Raw genomic sequence first — 18160 nt, forward strand, 5'->3', positions numbered from 1 at the left:
ATGGAAACTTTAGTTTACTTAGACAGGTTCGGAAACTATAGTTGTCGCATGACGGCCTCTGAGATCACCCCAGAAGAGCAGGCAGAACTCGACAAGGCCCTGTACGACGCCTTGAACCCCCTGGCCTCGGCCATCCGCTCCCGGGAGACCGGGCTGCCCGCCGACCGCATGTGGGCGGCGGATCCTGCCGAAGTGGCACTGTCCGTCCTGGCCGCGTGGAAGGTGGTGGACAGGGAGGTCAAGCGCCTCACGGAGCAGGCTGCGGCGACCGCCGGTTCCTACGGCGCGAGTTACGAGCAGTTGGGAGCCGTCTGGGGCATCACCCGGCAGGGCGCCCGCAAGAAATGGCCCGAGGCCGTCAGCCGCCCAGCACCCGCAACAGCGGGCAAAAGCACGCTTGCGCTGTTCGGAGGGACCGCCGAGCTGGCTCAGTCGCCTTCCGGCGATTGGGGCTGGACCGGACGAGGCGCTGACGGAGCATCCGGCACGGCCGCCGACCGGGCGTCGTACACGACCGCCGAAGAAGCAGCGGCCCACGCGGGCGCATTCCTCAAAGAACACGCCCTCGACAACGGCGATCAGCCCTAGGCGGTGCCTTCAAATGATCTTGGCTGATGGATCACTGTGCCGTGATACGTCGCCATGAACTGTCGGACGCCGAGCGGGAGTTCGTCCGGCCGTTGCTGCCCGAGTCGTCGTCACGGGCAGCAACACCAACGACTGCACCCGGTCCACCGCCGCGATGGAAGCGATCCGGGTGACCAGGGCTACAGCTCGCAGGCGCTCCGCGCCCGGCTCCGCCGCAAGGGCATCACCCATACGATCCCCGAGCGGGCCGGTCAGGTCCGCAACCGGGCCCGACGAGGCAGCCGCGGAGGCCGCCCACCGGCCTTCGGCCGCGAGATTCACCAGCACCGCGACGTCGTGGAACGGTGCTTCAACCGCCTGAGGCAGTGGCGTGGCATCGCCACCCGGTACGACAAGACCGCCCAGTCCTACGAAGCTGCCGTCAACCTCGCCTCACTCCTGATGTGGGCGTGACATTCAACGACAGAACCTAGGCCCGCTCTCCAGGAGCTCCGGCGAAGTGACACTCGGCGGCGCCGATCGGCCCGCGTCGGCCCCGCTGTTCTGGGCCCATGTCAACCTCTGCAGTCGGTTCGAGTCGGGCATGGGCAATCGGATCGATGCCCACCCGGCCGTGTGACCATCCCAGGCCGGCGGTGGACGAGCCGGGGCCGACGCTCGCAGGGGAGGTCGCGGAGCAGTGGTGGTACAGGGGTCTGGGTCGAAGCCATCCGCCGTGGCTTCGACCCAGACACCACGGGCGGCTTGTGCTACCTGTCGACGGCGTCGGTCACGTTCTGCCAGCTGTCCAGGTCTGCGATCCGCGCCTCCAGGGCGGGGCGCATGGCCGTCGCGCCGGCGGTGCCGAGGGCGAGGCGCAGTGGAGGGTTGGGGCTGTCGACCGCGGTTCGGATGCCTTCGGCGATCCGCGCGGCGGCGGAGAACGCGGACGGCGGCAGCTCTCCGATGGCCTTCTGGACCTGTCGAACGGTCTGGTCATAGTCGGAGAGGCCGGTTGCGACGTCGAGGTTGGTGAGGAAGGGGGTCGCGGTCATCCCGGGCTGGATGAGGGTGACCTTGATGCCGAGCGGTGCGAGCTCGGCCGCGAGCGCGTCCGACAGTCCCTCGACGGCGTACTTGGTGGCGGCCAGCAGGCCCACGCCGGGATGGGCGGACTGCCCGTAGACGGACGAGCCCTGCAGGACGTGGCCGGACCGCTGGGCACGGAGCACCGGCAGGGTTGCGCGGAGCACGTTGAGCACTCCGAAGACGTTGGTGTCGAACACGGCCCGCACCTGGGCGTCGGAGGCCTCTTCGACGGCTCCGAACAGTCCGTATCCCGCGTTGTTGGCCACGACGTCGATGCGGCCGAACCGCGCGAGCGTGCCGTCCACTGCGTCCCGGACGGCCTGCTCGTCACGTACGTCCGCCGGGATGAGGAGGAGGCGCTCACCGTGCGCTTGCGCCAGTTCGTCCAGGGAGGAGGTGTCGCGGGCGAGGGCCGAGACGTTGTCGCCGCTCTGCAGTGCCTGGAGGGTCAGTTCGCGGCCGATGCCGGATGTCGCGCCGGTGATCAGCCAGGTACGGGGATGGGCCTGCTGGTTGGAGGTTCTCTTCATGTTGCGACCGTAAGGCGATAGCCCGCAACAGGTCAACACATCTGGTCACCAAGGTTGCTCGCTACCCGACTTAGCTCCGCCTGCGCTGATGTAGGGTGGATGCATGAGCAGTACGACAGCCGGATCTCCCGAACCCAGCCCGCGCACCGTGACACCGACGGTGGAGACCGTCCTCGCGTTCGTGAACACCCGCGCGGACGGATCGGGTCGCCGAGAGCTGTTCGAAGACGGGCGCTCGTTCGCGGCGTGGCTGGCGGAGCGCGACGAGTTCGACGGCGACTCCGTGGTGACCGACGCCGACGCCGCGGTCGCGCGCGAGTTGCGTGACGCCCTGGTGACGGTGCTGCTCGCGCACTCGGGCGACGAGGAAGGCCTGGGCGAGCCGCTGCAGCACGCCGAGCGGCACCTGCGACGCGTGGGCTCGCTCCACCCCTTGGCGACCGTGGTGACGGCCGACGGCGCAGAGCTCGCCTCGCCACAGACCGGCGTGCCCGGCGTCTTCGGAACCGTACTGGCCGCGGTGACGACGCTCGCCCAGAGCAGCAACTGGGGACGCATCAAAGCCTGCCGGAATCCCCCATGCCATTTCGGTTTCTTCGACCGCACCCGAAACGGAGCGGGCCTGTACTGCAGCACCGGCTGCGGCTCGCAGGTCTCCATGCGCAAACACCGCCAGCGGCAGCGCCAGGGCAGCGGTGCGCCGTCCAAGGCATGAGACCGCCCCTCCCATGAGGGGGTGCAACCGGGGGCGCCCGGCCTGGGACCGGTGCTGGCCCCGACGCGGTCAGCACCAGTAGTCGTTGGCGGCCGCGGCGGGGCGAATTCGATGGCCACCGCGCGGCGATCGCGATGAGCGAGTCGGGGTTGGCCCTTCACCGACGCTAGTACTGCTTCGTTACGTAGGGTGATCTCGCCTGGTGGTGGGCATCTTTCGGCTATGAGGCTTGGGGAGGTGGAACGGCTCCGGGATGAGTTGTTGGAGTTCGTTGCCGATGTGTTCGCCTCACTTCCACGGCGGGATCAGCGCCGGTGGAGCGGGTGCTATCTGCGAGGTCTAATGCCGGACAGGCGGCGCAAGTCGATCCAGCCGATGACCGAGCGGCTGCCGGACGGGAACATGCAGGCCCTGCAGCAGTTCGCGAACCAGTCGCCGTGGGATCCGCCGCTGGTGCGGTGGCGGATCGCCGAGCGGTTGAGCAGGGCGGTTGAACCCGAGGTGTGGGTGGTCGAGGATGTGTCGTTCCCCAAGCGCGGCACCGCGTCGGTGGGAGTGGCCCGGCAGTACTGCGGAGCGCTGGGGGCTTGTGTCTGAATAACTGTCGGAGTTGATCATGCGCAGGTGTCGTCGCTTGACGGTATGCGGGCTTGAAGTTGAGCGAGGGTGCGGGCCGGGGTTCCGGGCAGCGGAGTGACCGTAATGCGGTGCAGGTCCAGGAGGCGGTGGCCGTCTTGGGACTGGTTGGACAAGTTGGTGCGGGTGACGTTCAGGAGCTGGGCCAGAAGTGTGCTGGTGGCGGCTCTGCGGCGGCGTAACAGGGCGGTCAGCAGGCGGTGGTAGTGGTCGAGGCTGCTGGTCTGCGGGTGGAGGTAGCTGCGTGGGCGGTGGAAACGTCGTTGGAATGCTGCCTCGGCGAGGGCGTCCCAGTGCGGTTCCGAGATGGCGACCAGGTGGTCGAAGGCGGAGCGTGACATGCCGGCCAGGGCCGGGTCGGTGAGCATCGCGGTCAGGGCGGGATCGATTCGCTGCCGGGTCGGTGCCGGCTCCGGGAGCCGGGGTGCGACCGGTGCCAGGGTGTAGTTCCAGTCACCGTGGAAGGCGTGGGGTGTGATGGGTAGGGCATGGAACTCGACGGGTGGGACTGAGATGCCCAGGCCGTACTGGCCGGTGTCGAGTTCGGCCCCGATTCTGAGGCCGGTGCGGGTGGTCGTGGCGGCGATGGTCTCGACGACGACCTGGTAGCTGGTCAGGGGCCTGCCTCGCCAGTTCGCGGTGATGTGGCAGAACATGCGGTGTTCGATCTTGTTCCACTTCGATGTTCCGGGTGGGAAGTGGCAGACCGTGATCTCGAGTCCGCTGTCCAGGGCGAAGGCGGCGAGGTGCTTCTTCCATGTCCAGCGGCGGGGGTCGTTGGAACCGCCGCAGTCGGCGGTGATCAGAAGCCGGCCGGCGTCCGGGTGGTCGTCGCGTCCGCGTTGCTGCCACCAGCGGCGGATGGATTCCACCGCGAATTCGGCCGTGTCGTGGTCGGTCCCGACGTTGACCCAGCCGGTGTTGCGGGCGATGTCGTAGATCCCGTAGGGGATGACCACGGGCTGGTCACTGGCGATGAACGTGTGGCAGTCCACACGGATGGGGTTCTTGCCCGGCCGCCAGACGCGGCCGGGCCGGTCGCGGTTGCCGAGCCACTCCTTGGCCTTGGTGCCGACGCTGATCACCGGCTGATGGTCATCAAGGAAGGCCGCGGCAGTGGCGTTGATATGCGTGAACTGAGCATCCCGGTCCGGATGACTGGCGCCTTCCGTGGTCTTGGCAGTGCCCTGCAGGCTGTATCCCAGGGTGTGCAGCAAGCGTCCGACGGTCGCCGCGCTGACGGGGTGGCCCTGAGTGGTCAGCGCCGAGGCCAGAGACCGCAGCGAAAGCGTGGTCCAGCGCAACGGCGAGACCGGGTCGCCCCGGGTGTGCGGCTCGATCAGAGCCTCGAGCGCGGGCAGCAGAGCGGGGTCCGTGACCGTCACCGGCTTACGACCGGCTCCCGGAGCCCGGATCCGCCCAGCTGGCAGAGGGCGCCCGGACAGCTCGGCGATTCCACGGGTGATCGTGGCCGCACTGGCGCCGGAAGCAGCCGCCACCAGCGTGATCCCGCCGTAGCCAAGCGCGGCGGCCTCGCTGGCCAGGTAGATCCGGCGGCGACGCTCATCGAGATGGGGAAGGAACTGATCGAACTTCGCCCTCAAAGCCACAACTGAAGCCCGAGCGGCCGTACCCGCAGTCACACCTCATTGTCCCGACAACACCCTTGCACCGAGCAGTAATTGAAATACACGCCCTGGGCAAGGTCGGCAACTGCCAGGTCGCCGTCAGCGTCCACGCGGCGACCGACACCGCCTCATGCCCGTTGAACTGACAGCTTTACCTGCCCCGGGAGTGGACGGACGAGCCGGCCCGCTGCCGGACCGCCAGAGTCCCCGCCGACGTCAGCCACCGGAAGAAGTGGCGGTTGACCCTGGGCCTGCTCGACGCGCTCGCCGACTGGAAGCTCACACCTCCCGTGGTGGTGGCAGACGCGGGATACGGAGCGAGCACGCCCTTCCGTCCGGCCGTGGAGGACCGGATCCTGTCCTATGTTGGTCTCGCTGACGGGCAAGAAGGTCGCCCATCACGAGGCCGCGGAGCCGGACCGGCCGGCCTATGGCGGGCTCGGACCACCGACGCTGCCGCGTGACCGCACCCCGCCACAAGCCTTGCCCAGGCTGGCTGCCGACGCGCCTGCCTCCGATTTCCGTGAGGTCACCTGGCGTGAAGGCAGCAAGGGGCTGATGACCTCACGGTGCGCGGCGCTGCGGGTACGGCCGACGGGCAAGCAGGCCCTGCGGGCCGCACAGGACGCCGGCGGAGGGCACTACCAGTGGGACGGAGTGCCGCCGGTGCGGACCGTGCTGGTCGAGTGGCCCGCCGAGGGGACTGTCCCGGCCGGGTACTCGATCTCCAACCTGCCGCAGGGCACGCCCCTCGAGGACGTGGTGCGGTGGGCGAGGATGCGGTGGCGGATCGAACACGACTACCGCGAACTCAAACACGGCCTGGACCACTTCGAAGGCCGACCTGCCCCTCCACCAGGCTCTCGGCACCCTCCAGGACCTGCTGCAATCCTGGACCGGCACTTGCACCACCCACGGCCGCCGACTGCCCCGCAACCCAACCAGACTCAGAACCTAACGAAGCACCACTAGGAGCTGTGCAAGCTGCGGGTGGCGATCGGCGCGGTCGCGGCGGGCGGCGCCAGCGGCTCCCCCGTCAGTGTGACGGACGGCGTCGCGCTCTCGTTCTGCGTGGTCGCCGTGCCGCCGGCGCCGGTCCAGGCCGCGCCGGCCGCCACCAGCATCGCGGCTGTGACGATCCCATGCTTCGCCTTCATCTGCTTTCCCTCCCGCACGAACTCATGATCGACACCGTTTCTAGTACGACCGTCACGGCTGGAAGAAGGCAGGACAGCCTGGCGGTGCCAGGGGGACTGGACCGAGGCCGGTATGTGGCCGCGCCTGCATGAGGTTCTCCTTGCCGAGCTACACAGGGCTAGAGCCTGTCTAACGAATCAGTGCACCTCTTTCATTCTCTAACACAGGATGAAATGGGCTGGTCAGCAGGGCTGGTGACGAGGCAGGGCCCCTCGTCGTCGGCGTGGTGATTCCACTCATCACACCAGCGACCGAAGAGGCCCTGAAGGTTTCCGTATCCTGCCACGCTCAACGTCCCTCATGAGCTCGTCGAGCATGTCGCCTGGCTGCCGCACCAGCACCGCCAGGCCCGCAACACCCGCTGGCGCAAGCTCGGCTGCTTCCAGCAGGCGTTGCTCACTCTCGTCCACCTGCGGAAGAACGAGACGTTCTCCCAGCTCGGAGCAGGTTTCGGGATATCCCAGGCCACCGCCTGGCGGTACGTGGACGAGACCCGGGACGTCCTGGTCTCCTGGGCGCCCGGCCCCCACGAAGCCCTCACCGGCCTCGGTGAGGGCGACCACGTCATCGTTGACGGCACCCTGATCCCCACCGACCGTATCCACGCCGACGAGCCCTACTACTCGCAAAAGCACCGCAAGCACGGCATGAACGTGCAGGTCATCACCCGTCCCGACGGCACACCGCTGTGGTTCTCCCGGCCAACACCGGGCCGCACCCACGACCTGACTGCGGCCCGCGCCCACGGCATCATCCAGGCCTGATTGGCACCATTGTCCAGGCCGTCCACACGCTGCTGACCTGCAACTATTCAGGATGAAAGAGGTTCATTGAGCTCTTTCAGAGTGGCCACTGATCGAGTGACCCAGGCCGAGTCAGGATGAGGACCGCAACGCACAGGGCTCCCGCACCGTTGAGGGAGGTGTTCGAAGTCTCAACCCATCGGCACAGGAGCCCTGTTGGTTCCCCATCCTGCCGCACTCGACCTGCCTCATGCTCTGGTCGAGTGGGTATCCATGCTCATCGTCACCCGTGAGGGTGACCGCCGCTGCAAGCTGCCGCCCCACCAGCGTGCCCTCGTGGGCCTGGTCTACCTCCGCCGGCACGACACGCTCGCGCAGATCGCCGCCGGCTTCGGCATATCCGTCGGCACCGCCCACGCCTACGTCACGGCCGTCGTCCAGCACCTGTCCGGCCGGGCACCCGGCCTCCTGCGGGTCCTGCGCGAGGCCGATCCGGATTACGTCCTGCTCGACGGGACGCTCGCCGAGTGTGACCGTGTCGGCGACAGTCGGGCGGACTTCTCCCAGAAGCACCGCCGTCACGGTGTGAACGTGCGGGTCGTGGCCGATCCCGCGGGCAACCTGCTGTGGATCTCACCCGCCCTGCCCGGCTGCACGCACGACCTGACCGCCGCCCGCGCCCACCGCATCATCCGGATCTGCGAACGCCAGGGCGTCCCCGTCCTCGCCGACCGTGCCTACATCGGGGCCGGGCCCTGGGTGACCACACCGATCAGACGGCTCCCGAACCGGGACCTGACCACGACCCAGCAGACGATCAACCGGGCCCTGTCAGCGGCGCGAGCACCGGTCGAACGAAGTGTCGCGCGACTCAAGTCCTGGCGCATCTTCCGCAAAGCCCGCTGCAGCCCCAACCGCATGACGGCCATCGCCGCAGCCGTCCTCACCCTGGAGCGTCAACGCTGAAAATGCTCATTGACTATTTCCTCCCCGACAAAGCACCCGCCCAGGTCACAGCCCTAATCACGGGATTCGATGGCGTCTGAGGTCCGGCGCCCCTTTCTCCACAGGGGTGCCGACCCGGGCTTTCCAAGCCCGTCCGATCCGGGCTTCAAGGGGCGCCAAAAAAGCGGGGTAGGCCTACTGCTGGCCGCCTCTCTGATGGCGGCACCAGCAGTAGGCCTTTTCAGGCTGTCCGGAAGGCTGGCAGCCGACCTGACAGGTATGCGGCCCCTTGGCGGATGGGGCCGCGGGTTCCAATCTGCGGGATCAGCTGATCTTGGAGCGGTGCTGGCTGAAGAGGTCGTGGCGCTGGTGGTCGTCCTGGCCTACGAACGCCTTGAACTCGCCGATACTGTAGGCGACGACTCCGCTGGAACGCGTCACCGCGGTCATCTCGAAGTCGTGCTTCAGGTGGTTGAGGTGCCGTTCGACCGTCGGCTGGTCCATGACTGTTCCCAATGCCTCGAGCTTGGCGATGATCTGCTCGACCGACAGCGCCCGCGCGCTGCTGCGCAGCAGCTTGTACACGGGGTCGGTAACGGCGTCAGCGGTCTCGACAAGCTCGCGGGGCTCCCCGACCTTGTTCAGCGCGTTCCTGATCGATACGCCGAGAGCCTTGGCCACGGGCGGCGGGAATGCATTTCCAATCTGGCGGTACACACTGGTCTTCCGACCGTGGAACCTCCAGCGGAAATCGTCCTCGCCTCCATCGCCCTCGCTGTCCGCGTCCTGCCAGCCCTGGATGCGGGCGACCATGGTCGTGGTCAGCTTCGGAAACGGTCGGCCGTCGACAACAGGAGGACCGTCGGCGGAAGGCGCCTCATTGGCGACGCCCATTGCGTCTACGCCCTTCTCTGCCCATGCGCGCTTAGCGCGTGTCGGGCCGAGGTCGGCACCACCATGCTTCTTCGACCCGCCGACAATAGTAGGCGCGATGCCTGTAGCCGATTCAGCCCATTCCTGGGCGCCCTTCCAGCCCTTCTCCGCCATGAGGTCGACCAGGAGCTCGCCTACAGACTTGGCGCTCCCCGGCTGACGCTCCGGCCACTCGAAGTAGGGAGCGAACTCCCGCTGGAGCGCGACTAGGACGAAGCGCGGGCGCAACTGGGAGACCCCGAAGTCGTCTGCCTGAAGGAGCTGCCACTCTGCGATGTAACCGTGCTCCTTGAGCCGGTCGAGCACATGCTGGCGGTAACCTGCGAAACGGTTGGCGCTGAGGCCGCGCACGTTTTCCAGAAGCAATGCCTTCGGCTGCACCTTGCCGCAGAGCTCGATGGCCCAAGCGAACAGGTCGCGCTCGTCATTCGTGCCCAACTGCTTCCCTGCGATGCTGAAGGGGGGGCACGGAACTCCGCCGGCAAGGAGATCAACTTGCTCCGCGTCAAGGGCCGGATTCCAGACAGCAGGGTCAGCGACATCGCCGACCTTGACGGACGTCTGCGCTTCTTCCTTGCTGTAGCCGAGGAACTCCACAAGGTTGCAACGCAGAGTCTCGGCAGCATGGGGATCCAGCTCGACAGCAAGGCGGTGGCGGAAACCTGCCCGTTCCAGCCCGAGGGACTGACCACCCGCACCCGCGCAGATCTCGACGACCTCAAGCGGCTTTGCAGGCTCGATGGCCGACATACTGATCTCCCTCCGGGTACGCCAGGATCCCCAGCGTAGAACTGGCGGTGCCGCTGCAGCCGCCTTAGTGGACACACAGGCATCCGGCAGCGCAGGCTCCGCGGCAGCACCATAACCGCAGGTAGTGGTAGAGCGGTGGCCATTCGCCACTGCATGCCGGACAAGGATGCGCAGTCTACGCGGCAGGACCGACAGCTTCCATTTGAACGCCCAGAGTGGGAGCGCTCCAGCGCGGGTCAGATATCCAGCGCCTCACGGACCTGCTGCCTGGCGTCCCAGGGAAGACAGCGGTAGGCGTTCCACGCCCTCTCCAGCGGCGTCGAGCCCCGGCGTCCCCGCTCTGCCCAGCGTGCCAGCCGCTGCAGGTCAGCCGGATCCAGGCTCTTGATCTCGGCCACAACCTCGTCAGCGCGCGCAGGCTGCCCGTCACTCCCGGCGCGGCATCGCTTGCACTCCGTGACAAGCAGTGCCTCTTCCCTGCCATCAGGAAGGACTGTGGCCCTCTGGACGACTGATAGCACTGCGGTCTGGTTCGAGTCGTCGACGTACGGCTCCGCGCCGCCGATACCGCACACCGTGCACATGTGGCCGTCGCGCTCATACGCTTCCCGCGTCTGCTTGGCGGTGGCTCTCTTCCGTGGCGCGGCTGCTCTGCGCGCAGCAGGATCCCAGACGGGCACTCCCGCCTTCACGAACCGCTGGTCTTCGGCCATCAGTGAGGCGTCTTCAGTGTTCGTAAGGATGACCCACTTGAAGTCCCGGAGGTCCCGGAGGCGGCGGTCGGCCTGGGAGATGCCGGGGAACGCGTCGCGGAGCTGCTCCTTGGTGAAGGTGTTACCTTCACCGATCTCCTGGACGAGCCACAGCGCGCCCCTGATCATGGTTCCGCCCTTGAGTTCAGGGTCGTTCCAAGCGGGGAGGGTCACCTCTGCTCCGTTCTTCTGGTTCTCAGATGTCCGAGTCTGGGCGATCACCAGTCCGCTTGTCAGCGGTTCCTGTCATTATTCCTGACGAGTGAGTGCGACTGCTGCTGAGGAGAGGGTCTGTCTATGACTGTGAAGTTCGGTGTCCCGCCCGAGGGTGAGCGGATCCGGTCCATGGTCGAGGAACGACTCAAGCAGGCCATGGCCGACAACGGCGCCAAGGTCACGGTGGACTGGCGCGGCGAGCAGAAGCACCTGAGCGTGATCTCCATGCCGGTGGACCTCCTCTACTTCAACCCCGACACCCACCGCATCCGCGCGCAGCGCACTCTGGACCCCGAGCAGAACCGGGTACTGGAAGAGCAGCCCTGGAGTGAGTCCGCCCAGGACTACCTCGCCACCCTCCTCAGCCGCAGTCCGTCGAATCCGAGCCAGATCGACCCGGACTTCAGCACGCTGCAGGACGAGCTCGACGACTTCGGGCAGAAGGAACCCGGCATCATCAGCCCCGACGGCATCCTTGTCGACGGCAACACCCGCTGCGCGGCCCTCCGCAAACTCGGCATCAAGGACATCCGCGTGGGTGTGCTGCCTTCCGACACCTCCCGGCGCGACATCAACAGTGTCGAGCTCGCGCTCCAGCTGCGGCGGGACAAGCGGCGCGAGTACTCCTACATCAACCGCCTGATCGCGATCGAGGAAGAGCTGGCGAATGGGCGCCGTGTCGAAGACGTCGCGCGGGACTTCAACATCAAGGCCACCACACTCCACCAGGACCGGTGGGTCTACCAGTTGGTCATCGACGCCATCGATCGCAGCAAGGACCCGGTCAGCGGCGTCGAGCTGCGGCTGGTGGACTTCGAGGACCACCAGGAGAAGCTCCGCGAACTGCAGCGCGACTACACGAAGCTCGCGAAGACAGATCCGGATGCGGCCGAGCAGCTGAAGGAGTCCCGGCTCGCAATGGTCGTCCTGAACTACCCGAAGACATCGGTCCGTCTCGCTGAAGCCGACTTCCACACCCGCTACGTCGATGAACGGCTGCCGGACGACCTGCGCCCGGTCGCGCAGGCAGCCGCCGCAGTATCCATCCCCGGTCTGCCGGGGGTAGCCGTCCCTGACGCTACCGCTACCGTGAAAACGATCCGAGCCCTCACCGACAACCTCCTGCGCGCCAAGGCTGCGTCCCTCGCCGGGGACAAACTCGCGCCCTCGGATGTCACCCAGGCCGCCGCAAAGATCAAGGCGGCCCGCAGCACGTTCGACGTCGCTGTGAAGATGGCCGGCCAGAACGCCCAGCTGCAGAAGCGGAAGATCGCGGTACCAGAGCGTCTGACGGACGCAGCCGACTACGTGAACCAGTGTGCGGCGGAGTTCGCTGAGGCCAAGGCGAAGCGCGCACTCGATGAGGACTCTTTCGACGATGCCCTGCTTACCCTCCGTGCGAGCCTCGCACGCTTGGCCAAGCAGGCAGGCCGCACGTTCAGTTCGCCGGGGGACGGCGTCGAGTGGCTGCTCAACGCCGTCCGGGAGAACTGATGACCGCAACTGCATCGAGCCTGGAGATCGGGTTCGGGGACAGCGTGACGAAAGCCCGGTTGCGGGCCGGCGCCGGACACGAGGGTGACCTGCGCCGCCTCGCCCTGCGCTTCCGCAGCAGTGTGCAGCGCTCCCCTGGGAGCATGGACGTAGACATCGACGACCTGCTCACGAACCTCGTGGCACTGACGACGTGGCCTGCGCAGTCGAGCGTTTCATGGGACAACCAACTGGCGGCCCTTGCAACGGACTCCGCTGTGGACGCCCAGACTGTGGCCGACCGCCTCGACCCTGTATCCGAAGGCATCGGCGAAGTACCGGACGATGAGGTCGACGGGCTGCTCGGGCCCTCCTGGACCGCCGGCCTCACGCCTTTCCAGCGCCGGGATATCGCCAAGCTCCTCTCGCTGCGCCACGGTGCGAACTTCTCCGTCCCTGGTGCCGGCAAGACACGCGTCGGCCTCGCTGTGTTCCACGCGCTGCGCCGCACCAAGGGCATCGAGCGCCTGCTGATCGTCGGACCGAAGTCCTGCTACGAGTCGTGGCAGTACGAGAACACGCAATGCCTCGATGAGCCGCTGCGCATGGAGGTCCTGTCCCGGAACGTCGACCCGGCCGCAGACGTACTCATCGTGAACTACGAGCGCCTCAGCCCGTCGGTCGACGAGCTCGGCCAGTGGCTCACGGCCCGCCCCTCCATGATCCTCCTCGATGAGGCGCACAGGATGAAGCTCGGCGCCGAGGGGACGTACGGGGCGGCCTGCCTCGCTCTGGGCCCGCGGGCCCGACATCGGCTGATCCTGACCGGTACTCCGGCGCCGAACGGCGTCAAGGACATCGAGAACCTCTTCGGTTTCGTGTGGCCTGGGCACGGCCGCCAGAAGGTGACGCAGGCTGTGGCCGGCGGCGACCTCGCCAAGGCTAGTCAGGTCCTGCGTCCGCTGTTCACCCGCACCACCAAGGGCGAGCTGGGCCTGCCTCCGGTGACGACAACCCTCCGGACGCTTCCGATGCCCCCGCTGCACCAGGAGGTGTACGAAGCCCTGATCGGCCGGTTCTCGGCCCGGGCTGCCGGAGCCGAAGGAGACTTCCAGGCCCTCGGCAAGATCATCGTCTACATGCTTATGGCGGCTACCAGCCCTGCCCTACTCGCCGTCGGTACGACGCGGTACGAGCCTCTGATGTACCAGGTCCCGCCCCTGGCCGTCCCTGAAGGGAGCCCTCTTTTCGACCTCATGCGGGACCTCCCGAGTTACGAGATGTCGCCGAAGTACCGCGAGGTCCTGGCCATCGTCGCGGAGAACGCGGCCAAGGGCCGCAAGACCTTGGTGTGGTCCACGTTCATCCGCAGTCTGAACACACTGGAGAGGATGCTCAAGGAGTTCCGTCCGGCGATGGTCCACGGAGGCACGGAAGACCGCGATGCAGAGATCGAGCGCTTCCGGAAGGACCCGGACTGCATGGTGCTGCTCTCCAACCCGGCTACGCTCGGCGAAGGCATCAGCCTGCACCATGACTGCCACGACGCGGTGTACGTCGACCGCGACTTCGCGGCCGGACGCTTCCTGCAGAGCCTCGACCGGATCCACCGCCTCGGTCTCGCACCCGAAACCGAGACCCGAGTCACCGTGCTCGCCTCCGAGGGGAGTATCGACGAGGTCGTCGACCAGCGGCTAGCCGACAAGCTGCTTTTCATGGGACGCATCCTTGATGACCCAGCCGTCCAGGAGCTCGCGGATCTTGATGATGAGCCTGCTGTCGGCGGAGGCCTTGACCAGCGGGACCTCCAGTCGCTGATGGGCCATCTCCGTGCCCGTTCCGCCTAGCCCTGTCCTGCGTGCCGCTGTGCGGTGGCTGGAGCTGCTTCCGGACTCCAGCGCCGCACGGTGCCGCGCGTTCTTCACCAACCATGCCGATTTCAGCGATCTCACCCCCACGCAGTACGAGGCGGCGTACTCGTGGCTCGGGGAGAACGACCTGCTCCTGGATCTGCACGACAGGACCGCGGTGAGCGAACGCGTCTTCCGCGCCGCACTCGCTTCCAGCGGCGCGGCCTGGCTCCCGGACGCGGATATCCTCGTACGCGGCCCGGAGGAGCTCCCAGACGACGCTCTACGGGCCGCAGAGGCGCTAGGCATCCCTGAGAGCGATGCATACGAGCAGGTCAACGCGGTCTGGGGCAAGGTGGACACAGAGGCGCGAGCGCTCATCGGCAGCGCCGGCGAGTCGGCTCTCGTCCGCCTCATCTCTGAGGCTACGGATGCCCGGGTCGAGCACGTTGCTGCGCACTCCGACGGCTTCGGGTACGACATTGCTGTACATGCGCGGCGGCACCCACTGCACATCGAGGCGAAGAGCACGGTGCGGCGCGGAAGGGTCACCTTCTACCTGTCCCGGCACGAGTACGAGACGATGCGCCGCGATCCGGCATGGCAGCTCGTGTTCGTCCAGCTCACCCAAGATCTTGCTATCACCGCGACCGCTTCCGTCTCTGCGGAATGGATCAGTCTCCAGGTGCCGCAGGACAAGGGGTCCTTCGGACGCTGGGAGGCATGCCGACTCGACGTTCCACCTGACGCCCTCGTCTCCGGCATCCCGCGGCTGGCCCCTTTGCTCAGGCCAGGAACAGCCGGGCCGCTGCTACCAGACACACGGAACGGCTGAAAGCGGGAGCGCCAAGCGCAGCATCAGCGCTCCCGCCTCAGACAGGACGGCCTTACGCCCTCTGGACACCGGCGTCCGCCAGAAGGAACTCTTCGATCTCGCCATCCCACGCCGGCGACTCCGCCTCAGGGCAGTCCGCTGCGGGCAGGGCGTCGGAGAAGGCGTCCTTCAGAGCCGCCCGCCACTGGTCCGCAGTCCCACGGAGCCTGAAGGGACCGACCAGCAGGGTCACACCGTCCTCATCGACCTTCATCGGCGCCGCTTCCCCAGCCACAGTGACATCGCTGTCGAGACCGCTGGCGGCCGCATCAAGCGCAGCGTCCAGTTCAGCCGTGTCAATCCGTCCGGCCCAGTGCCGCGCCCCGACCTGTGCCTCGGCGAGCAGCAGAGTGCGGCTTCCCGCGGTGTACCCCACGAGTACAAGGGACTTGCGGGGTGTCTCAGGCCGCGCGCCACCGGCGCTTCCCGCATCGATAAAGCCCGGGCGGAAACGGTCGAGGAGAGCGGAGATCCGCCCCGCAAGGAGCATGCGACGGGCGACAAGGAACTCTCGGAACCCCTCGGTTTCGAGGACCTTTGCATCGGTCGGAACAGCATGGGCTGCCAGGTCGTCGGCCTGCACTTCTTTGATGTACTCGGCAGGAGCCCGGTTGCCGATCATGTTCTTGGCCGTCTGCTGGGAGACGAAGACGATGTTCGCCAGTTCGTTGATCTCCGCAGACGAGTACTTGTTGCGGTGGTTCCGTAGCTGCGCGGCCGGGTGCAGCATGCTGTACTGCAGCTTGTCCGTTCCCTCGGAAACGACAGAGATCGGCCCGCCGGCCCACCAATCCTCTGCCCCGGAGTGGGCAGCAGCCAAGTAGGAGAGCATGATGTACGGGCTCTGGATATTGCGCCCGGACAGGTCTCGGGCGGTCACGTTGAAGCCCTTCTCCTCCAAGCGCAAGTTGGCGAGGAGCGCACGGACGGGCTCGTCCGAGTCGAGGGCATTGACGTCCTGGGTCAATGCGCTGTCAGTCGCACCGCCGTAGCGGTTGCTCCCGCTCGCGGCCAGGAACCAGTAGAGCAGCCCCTTTTCCACCTCAGCGCCGACACGGGTGCCTTCCGGCAGGCGGCCGTAGAAGACGATCAGCGGATGCAAGGCCGTGACAGACGGGATGAGTGCCGTGGTCGGAACGAGTAGCTGCTCGCAGAGCAGCGGAACGACGCGCTCAAGCCCGCGGCGCACCCGCTCCCAGCCTTCCCTGACGGCCTCCGGACTGGCAGTGGGTAGTCTGGAGACAGACGAGGTTCGCTTGCCAGAGATGGACAGACTGAGCGTGATCGCCTTGATGAGGAAGTTGACGTCGACAGCCCGGTAGCCGCGCTCTGCCCACCGGGCCGATTCCTCCTCAAGCTCCCTGAGGAATCCTGGCGAGCGAGCGGAGAGCGTCGCCATCGCCAGATCGGTCGTCTTCAGCGGACGGCCGCCGCTGTTGACCCGCACGAAGATCTGGGTGACCTCTTCATAGCTGAAGCCGTGGAGGACCTCCATATGGAAGTCGCGCTGCGAGATCGCTTCGAGTGCCTTGAGGCGGCGCCCGATCTCTGCGCCGTCGATCGACAGCCCGGCCGAACGGAGCTGCATCTGAAGCGCGAACGAATCAGCGTCCGGTCCGACGACGTCGTAGACCTTGATCCACTTCGGGCTCCTGAGCGTGGCGTTGCTCTGGTTCTGAAACGCCTCCGTCTCGATATTGAAGACGACCTGCGCTGTCGGATGATCGTTGAAGACGCGGTACAGCGAGGTGAGCCGCTGCTGGCCGTCGAGAAGGTACAGCGGCATAACACTGGGAAGCCCCTGTCCGGCCCCGATCGCCGCAGCGCGGGTTTCAGCCCCCTCGTCCGTCTTCCACAGCAGGAGTGTTCCCGCCGGATATCCGAGGTACATCGACTCCACAAGCTTCGCGACTTGCGACGCCTTCCAGACATAGCCGCGCTGGATCTCCGGGAGCATGATCTCCCCGTCAGCGATCTGGCTGATGAGCGTCCTGATGTCCCGGTTCGTACGTTCGACTGCCATGCCCTGCTGCCCCACCCCTGCCGTTCTGGATCAGGCCGCTTTCAGCCTGGACCAGCACAATTACCACTGCGCTGATCGATACGGTAGACGAGGCAAGAGCAACTACGCGCCTGGGCCGTTGAACTCGGCACGCTCTCATGCCAGCTTCAGCGCCACGCCTCCGGCTCTGCCCGAACCGCCGCCTTGCGCCGACGTGACTCCACCGCAGCGCAGACGACCGCAGAACTCACTTCCGGGGGCTCGTGCTCCCAGAACCTCAGGACAAGCCAGCCGGCTTCCGTGAGGCGCGCATCCGTGTCCCTATCACGCTGTACATTCCTCCCGATCTTCTCGCGCCAGTAGTCGGGGTTCGTCTTCGGCGGTACGAAGTGCTCAGGGCAGCCATGCCAGAAACAGCCATCAACGAAGACCGCGACGCGGGTCGGACGAAAGACGAGGTCAGCCGTCCGACGCATCCCTGGAAGCGGCTTGGCCGCGACCCGGTAGCGAAGCCCAGCCGCGTGGACAAGAGAGCGCAGCGCACGCTCTGGAGCCGTATCCCGGTTCCGGTTTCCGAGCATGCTGCGGCGGTTCGCAGCGGAGGACGCCCAGGATCCGGCTGGTGGGGACCAGTCACCAGCAGCTGGTTCTTGAGGCACCTCGTTCATCGCCATACAAGTATATGACTGATGTCGCCCCACCCTCGAGACGCCCACCGGAAGCCGCAGCCGATACACGCAGCCACGGAGCAGTTGGCCTCCCAGCAGCGGCCCTCCAGAAACAGGCCTCACTCGCTTTCCAGCAGCAGTCGCACTCTGGGCCCCATGGAAGGCTGTCCCTATGCTGCGCGAACCGGCTGGACTGGAGATCGGCGAGGACGGCCGGGTTGAACTCCCCCTGGGAGTACTCGTAGAAGCCGGACTGCACCCTGGGGCCCGCGTTGTCGCGTACGGCGACGGCGACGGCGACGGCGACGGCGACGGCGACGGCGACGGCGACGGCGACGGCAGGATCGTGCTCCGCAGGGCAGACGACGCAATCGCAGAGCTGATGACCACCGGGTCCTTGACCTGACGCGTTGGGAGCGGGGTCTGCCCCCCCGGTTCAGCGCGCTCACCGTGATCCAGCCGCTACCAGCCGACGCAGGCCAGTTCGAGCCCCCCCTGCTAGGGGTCGACGCGCCGTTCGCAATGGGCGCGGAGTCGTTTGAACCGGTGCGACAGGCATGCGCCCGATCACCCAGGGAGCATCTCGCGCCTG

15 protein-coding genes and 3 pseudogenes are annotated in these 18160 nt (G+C 66.8%); 11 read left to right on the forward strand and 7 right to left on the reverse strand.

What is annotated here, in order from left to right:
- The first annotated feature begins 48 nt into the window (after window positions 1-48).
- Both ACH4TP_RS25020 and ACH4TP_RS25025 read left to right on the forward strand, forming a co-directional pair.
- On the forward strand, window positions 49-588 hold the full coding sequence (locus ACH4TP_RS25020; protein ID WP_398439195.1) for a hypothetical protein: 540 nt from the start codon (window positions 49-51) through the stop codon (window positions 586-588).
- Between the two features lie 171 nt (window positions 589-759).
- Window positions 760-1041, forward strand: a pseudogene (locus tag ACH4TP_RS25025) (transposase); the annotation flags it as partial.
- Window positions 1042-1337: 296 nt separating this feature from the next.
- On the opposite strand, the gene ACH4TP_RS25030 reads toward ACH4TP_RS25025, so the two are convergent.
- Window positions 1338-2186, reverse strand: a complete 849-nt coding sequence (locus tag ACH4TP_RS25030) for an SDR family NAD(P)-dependent oxidoreductase (RefSeq protein WP_398439196.1) — start codon at window positions 2184-2186, stop codon at window positions 1338-1340.
- Window positions 2187-2289: 103 nt separating this feature from the next.
- Here ACH4TP_RS25030 and ACH4TP_RS25035 point away from each other — a divergent pair, with 103 nt between their 5' ends.
- Both ACH4TP_RS25035 and ACH4TP_RS25040 read left to right on the forward strand, forming a co-directional pair.
- A complete protein-coding gene (locus ACH4TP_RS25035) occupies window positions 2290-2901 on the forward strand; it encodes a CGNR zinc finger domain-containing protein (RefSeq protein WP_389226193.1) in 612 nt (203 codons plus the stop codon).
- Between the two features lie 222 nt (window positions 2902-3123).
- A pseudogene (locus ACH4TP_RS25040) lies at window positions 3124-3486 on the forward strand (transposase); the annotation flags it as partial.
- Between the two features lie 29 nt (window positions 3487-3515).
- Here the strand turns inward: ACH4TP_RS25040 and ACH4TP_RS25045 are convergent.
- Window positions 3516-5141: an ISAzo13 family transposase gene (locus tag ACH4TP_RS25045; protein WP_398439197.1), complete on the reverse strand. Its 1626-nt coding sequence runs from the start codon at window positions 5139-5141 to the stop codon at window positions 3516-3518.
- Window positions 5142-5320: 179 nt separating this feature from the next.
- On the opposite strand from ACH4TP_RS25045, the gene ACH4TP_RS25050 reads away from it, so the two are divergent.
- Window positions 5321-5629, forward strand: a complete 309-nt coding sequence (locus ACH4TP_RS25050) for a transposase (RefSeq protein ID WP_398439238.1) — start codon at window positions 5321-5323, stop codon at window positions 5627-5629.
- A gap of 504 nt (window positions 5630-6133) precedes the next feature.
- Here ACH4TP_RS25050 and ACH4TP_RS25055 read toward each other — a convergent pair.
- Window positions 6134-6322 (reverse strand): hypothetical protein, encoded by a 189-nt coding sequence (locus ACH4TP_RS25055; RefSeq protein ID WP_398439198.1) that lies wholly within the window; start codon window positions 6320-6322, stop codon window positions 6134-6136.
- 263 nt (window positions 6323-6585) lie between these two features.
- Between ACH4TP_RS25055 and ACH4TP_RS25060 the strand changes: the two are divergent.
- A pseudogene (locus ACH4TP_RS25060) lies at window positions 6586-7123 on the forward strand (transposase family protein); the annotation flags it as partial.
- Between the two features lie 198 nt (window positions 7124-7321).
- On the forward strand, window positions 7322-8071 hold the full coding sequence (locus tag ACH4TP_RS25065; protein ID WP_398439199.1) for a transposase family protein: 750 nt from the start codon (window positions 7322-7324) through the stop codon (window positions 8069-8071).
- A 303-nt stretch (window positions 8072-8374) separates the two neighbouring features.
- On the opposite strand, the gene ACH4TP_RS25070 is transcribed toward ACH4TP_RS25065, so the two are convergent.
- Complete coding sequence (locus ACH4TP_RS25070; protein ID WP_398439200.1) at window positions 8375-9733, reverse strand: DNA cytosine methyltransferase; 1359 nt, start codon at window positions 9731-9733, stop codon at window positions 8375-8377.
- Between the two features lie 236 nt (window positions 9734-9969).
- Complete coding sequence (locus ACH4TP_RS25075; protein WP_398439201.1) at window positions 9970-10707, reverse strand: hypothetical protein; 738 nt, start codon at window positions 10705-10707, stop codon at window positions 9970-9972.
- A 75-nt stretch (window positions 10708-10782) separates the two neighbouring features.
- Here ACH4TP_RS25075 and ACH4TP_RS25080 point away from each other — a divergent pair, with 75 nt between their 5' ends.
- The 3 genes from ACH4TP_RS25080 to ACH4TP_RS25090 are packed head-to-tail and all read left to right on the forward strand — an operon-like array spanning window position 10783 to window position 14859.
- Window positions 10783-12195, forward strand: a complete 1413-nt coding sequence (locus ACH4TP_RS25080; protein WP_398439202.1) for a transcriptional regulator — start codon at window positions 10783-10785, stop codon at window positions 12193-12195.
- Window positions 12195-14021 (forward strand): DEAD/DEAH box helicase, encoded by a 1827-nt coding sequence (locus tag ACH4TP_RS25085; RefSeq protein ID WP_398439203.1) that lies wholly within the window; start codon window positions 12195-12197, stop codon window positions 14019-14021. Before ACH4TP_RS25080 ends, ACH4TP_RS25085 begins: the two co-directional genes overlap by 1 nt.
- Before the next feature lie 19 nt (window positions 14022-14040).
- On the forward strand, window positions 14041-14859 hold the full coding sequence (locus ACH4TP_RS25090) for a protein NO VEIN domain-containing protein (RefSeq protein ID WP_398439204.1): 819 nt from the start codon (window positions 14041-14043) through the stop codon (window positions 14857-14859).
- A gap of 52 nt (window positions 14860-14911) precedes the next feature.
- On the opposite strand, the gene ACH4TP_RS25095 is transcribed toward ACH4TP_RS25090, so the two are convergent.
- Window positions 14912-16921 carry a DUF262 domain-containing protein gene (locus tag ACH4TP_RS25095; protein WP_398439205.1) on the reverse strand — a complete coding sequence of 670 codons (2010 nt, stop codon included), beginning with the start codon at window positions 16919-16921 and terminating at the stop codon, window positions 14912-14914.
- A gap of 146 nt (window positions 16922-17067) precedes the next feature.
- Window positions 17068-17481, reverse strand: a complete 414-nt coding sequence (locus tag ACH4TP_RS25100) for a very short patch repair endonuclease (protein ID WP_398439206.1) — start codon at window positions 17479-17481, stop codon at window positions 17068-17070.
- A gap of 259 nt (window positions 17482-17740) precedes the next feature.
- On the opposite strand from ACH4TP_RS25100, the gene ACH4TP_RS25105 reads away from it, so the two are divergent.
- Window positions 17741-17974, forward strand: coding sequence for a hypothetical protein (locus ACH4TP_RS25105; protein WP_398439207.1), 234 nt, complete (start codon window positions 17741-17743; stop codon window positions 17972-17974).
- Window positions 17975-18160: the final 186 nt, after the last annotated feature.

The organism is Streptomyces sp. NPDC021012 (genome assembly GCF_044333355.1).
Lineage (GTDB): Bacteria > Actinomycetota > Actinomycetes > Streptomycetales > Streptomycetaceae > Streptomyces.

Excerpts from the sequence above, each read along its gene's own strand:
- ACH4TP_RS25020 (WP_398439195.1), top strand. The coding sequence starts at position 49 with ATGACGGCCTCTGAGATCACCCCAGAAGAGCAGGCAGAACTCGACAAG.
- ACH4TP_RS25030 (WP_398439196.1), bottom strand. The coding sequence starts at position 2,186 with ATGAAGAGAACCTCCAACCAGCAGGCCCATCCCCGTACCTGGCTGATC.
- ACH4TP_RS25035 (WP_389226193.1), top strand. The coding sequence starts at position 2,290 with ATGAGCAGTACGACAGCCGGATCTCCCGAACCCAGCCCGCGCACCGTG.
- ACH4TP_RS25055 (WP_398439198.1), bottom strand. The coding sequence starts at position 6,322 with ATGAAGGCGAAGCATGGGATCGTCACAGCCGCGATGCTGGTGGCGGCC.
- ACH4TP_RS25070 (WP_398439200.1), bottom strand. The coding sequence starts at position 9,733 with ATGTCGGCCATCGAGCCTGCAAAGCCGCTTGAGGTCGTCGAGATCTGC.
- ACH4TP_RS25080 (WP_398439202.1), top strand. The coding sequence starts at position 10,783 with ATGACTGTGAAGTTCGGTGTCCCGCCCGAGGGTGAGCGGATCCGGTCC.
- ACH4TP_RS25085 (WP_398439203.1), top strand. The coding sequence starts at position 12,195 with ATGACCGCAACTGCATCGAGCCTGGAGATCGGGTTCGGGGACAGCGTG.
- ACH4TP_RS25095 (WP_398439205.1), bottom strand. The coding sequence starts at position 16,921 with ATGGCAGTCGAACGTACGAACCGGGACATCAGGACGCTCATCAGCCAG.
- ACH4TP_RS25100 (WP_398439206.1), bottom strand. The coding sequence starts at position 17,481 with ATGCTCGGAAACCGGAACCGGGATACGGCTCCAGAGCGTGCGCTGCGC.
- ACH4TP_RS25105 (WP_398439207.1), top strand. The coding sequence starts at position 17,741 with ATGCTGCGCGAACCGGCTGGACTGGAGATCGGCGAGGACGGCCGGGTT.